Origin of the sequence: Rickettsia endosymbiont of Ixodes scapularis (assembly GCF_000160735.1) — a bacterium.
In the GTDB taxonomy this organism is placed as follows: domain Bacteria; phylum Pseudomonadota; class Alphaproteobacteria; order Rickettsiales; family Rickettsiaceae; genus Rickettsia; species Rickettsia tamurae.
This window is the reverse complement of record NZ_CM000770.1, coordinates 435,405-438,428: the sequence shown is the minus strand read 5'-3', so window position 1 is coordinate 438,428 and position 3,024 is coordinate 435,405. Positions and strand designations below refer to the sequence as shown.

Here is a 3,024-nt window from a genome sequence, read left to right as displayed (position 1 = left end):
TCTTGTATAATATTTCTACTCAATTAGTACGTTGGATACAGCTGTTGTCCTTGATATTCCAATATCCAAAGATGATAAAATGAAAAATTGTCATGTAGTAAGCAAATTTCCAATTCGTTCTATCTAAACACAATACCCATTTTTGCTCCTGCTCAAACCCAGTCATCATGACTAACATAACAGGTAATACTCTCCATGATATTGAGATTTCAGAGATAAATCTTTGCATCCTTCTATACCATGAAGCTGCTTTAATCCCAGACGGCATTCTATTGCATAACAATGACATGTTTACTGTCCTGCTGTTAAGCATTGAAATGATAAATAATCCTAAACATTTTGCTCTTGATAAATTAAGCGAAATATGTTTTTGTAATAATTCGACTAGAGGGGCGGAATGATCTTTCATATGTAAACCAAGTTCTTTCCCCGTTATCATCATGAATTATCAGCAAAATTCAATCCTTTAGTCCTTACATCTCTAAAAATTGTCATGTAGTAAGCAATTTACTAAAAATTTATGCAGTTTTAAGTACATTTAATAACAAAAACAGTATTATCAAGATCCCCGTAACCCAGTTACTATCAGCTATTCAGCAACTTTTTGAATACGAAACTCGCGTTTAGTAGATCAATAGGTTGATGCTACAATATTCCTAGCTAAAAAGGGCATTGCCTGCTTGGATCAAAAAACGCATTCCCGTGGCTTGACCACGGTATCCATAAATACAACTTCTAATAAGTTTAGTATTTTAAACTGGATCCCGCGATCAAGTCGCAGGATGACAATAGAAAATCGATCCATCCAACAATGCCTACAGCCGCTCGCAATGACAAGAAAACTGAACCTACGTGGGCAATGTCGATGTCATTATGCTATTTTTTGATATTCAAAATATATTTTTCTTACTGCATAAATCCACGCTAAGCATACAAAAGTAAATACCACCATTAGAATCGGTGAGATTGAGGTAAAAGTAGCAGTTGGAACTAAAGTAAAAATAATAGATTGCACAAGACCGCTAGAGGATTTGCCAACTTTCGTACTTATCACGTCAACTGCAGCTTTGCCTTTGGTTTTAAGCTCCTCATCAAGAGGGATATATAACATTTCTCTTGAAGTATCCCATATAGAATATTTAGTACCTTTAGCTAAAATATTTTGAATACCGCCGATCGAAACGGCAAGAGCAAGAGGTGACATTAAAATCGCTCCATCAAATAATGATAAAATTTGTTGATCAAATACGATAAGTACAAAGAACAAAATGCCGGTCACCATTATTATAACCGGTGAAATTACCGCAGCAACAAACCAATTATGCATACGCATAACGTTATTACCGATGATGGTCATAATCATTATTGCAACGCCTGTCCAAAGTATATACAAACTGTTAAATTCAGCATAGGTATTTACAGTCGGATATAATTCCTTAATTTTTGCTTTCCATACGGCTTCGACTAAGTTAATAGCAAATCCGAAAGCTGCCGAACAAATTAAAAGTAACCATAAATATTTTGATTTTGCAATATATTTAAAGCTTTTAATCAGTCCCATCCGTTCTGAAGTTAATCTGCCGCTTTTTGCTTTAGCGTAAAATAACGGGTTAGTGAAAACGTTCTTACTAATAAACCTAACTAACAAACAACAAACAATAGCAACAATCGCCACAATTGTCGTGGATACTTGAACTAAAGTGATTTTACTATCCAAAATACTCATAAACTTCTTAATAATAGTATCTTCCGATGATAGATTCATCATTAAAAAGCCGACTAATATTAAAGAAGAGTTGCCGAATAGCGAAAAGAGAGTATAAAATCTTTTTGCTTCTTCGGTAGTAGTAAGTTCATTAGCAAACTGCCAAAATAATAATACGTAAAAAATATTAGGCCAAAGCTCAGCAAGACTATAATATACTATATAACCCCAATTACCTACTAATGAGATATACCACTTAAAATGAGGATAGTGTTCCATCCAGTTAGCTAGATTATCAGGATGTACATGAAAAATATGAATATTAGGATAGATTACAAAGGCAAATAAAACAAAAAAGCTGATGAAAAATACACTTAAATAATAAAAGATCTTTTCAAAGGTAAGATGATTAATCATTTTAGCATAAATAATCACGAATAAAGCAGCGGTAGGCGTAACACAATAAACTTTAGCAAAACCTGCTATTTCTGCACTAATCTCGGAGATTAAAATACTATCTTTTAAGATTCGTAAAACATTTTGATTAAATAAAATACAAAACATTAAGGCACTCGTCGGAATAAACTTTCCGAGTTCGTAATTATGTACAGGCCAAAATGCCGCTCTGAATTTGTTTTTAAACGATCGTGATGAGGTACTTAGCATTATAAATCCCTAAGGACAAAAAAAAAAAAACTTAAGCACTTCAAGATTTTATGAAAAGATATTTCCCCTAAAACTTTAGAGTCTATATACTGTTATTACATTCTGAAGGTGCTGAACTTATACAATATATTTAGCCTTTTGTCAAGAATTACTAATATAAGATTAGATACTCTCAATGCTAGATAGTAATAAACTGCAGGAATATTTTGACCTTTATAATAATTATACAAAGACACATAATTTAGGTAATAAATATTTAAAATCCGGTAAAATAGTAATGCAAACAGAGTATTATAGGGTGTTGTATTACTCGGCGTCATCCCGTGGTCAAGCCACGGGATGACGCGCATATTTTCCTAATCATCCCTTCTATCTTCAACTCACCGGAAATATTTTTTTAGCTCGTGACCTTACTACATGACAATTTTTCATTTTATCATCTTTGGATATTGGAATATCAAGGACAACAGCTGTATCCAACGTACTAATTGAGTAGAAATATTATACAAGATATTAACCAATGTATCTAATCCAACACGAAATATACTATTTTGCCTATAACCATGTTTTTTAATAACTATTGGTTTATCTAAAACTATAATCTCTCCAGTTTGATAAGCTAGGCAAAATGCAATAGACATATTTGCATCAAT

General features: G+C 32.7%; 2 protein-coding genes and 2 pseudogenes. 1 reads left to right on the top strand and 3 read right to left on the bottom strand.

What is annotated here, in order from left to right:
- Positions 1 to 19: 19 nt before the first annotated feature.
- Both REIS_RS02250 and tlc5 read right to left on the bottom strand, forming a co-directional pair.
- A complete protein-coding gene (locus tag REIS_RS02250) occupies positions 20 to 442 on the bottom strand; it encodes a hypothetical protein (protein ID WP_008579489.1) in 423 nt (140 codons plus the stop codon).
- A gap of 429 nt (positions 443 to 871) precedes the next feature.
- Positions 872 to 2,371 (bottom strand): GTP/GDP exchange transporter Tlc5, encoded by a 1,500-nt coding sequence (gene tlc5, locus REIS_RS02245; protein ID WP_008579634.1) that lies wholly within the window; start codon positions 2,369 to 2,371, stop codon positions 872 to 874.
- A 175-nt stretch (positions 2,372 to 2,546) separates the two neighbouring features.
- Here tlc5 and REIS_RS16900 point away from each other — a divergent pair.
- A pseudogene (locus REIS_RS16900) lies at positions 2,547 to 2,693 on the top strand (poly-beta-hydroxybutyrate polymerase); the annotation flags it as partial.
- A gap of 106 nt (positions 2,694 to 2,799) precedes the next feature.
- Here REIS_RS16900 and REIS_RS02240 read toward each other — a convergent pair.
- Positions 2,800 to 3,024: pseudogene (locus REIS_RS02240) on the bottom strand (transposase); the annotation flags it as partial.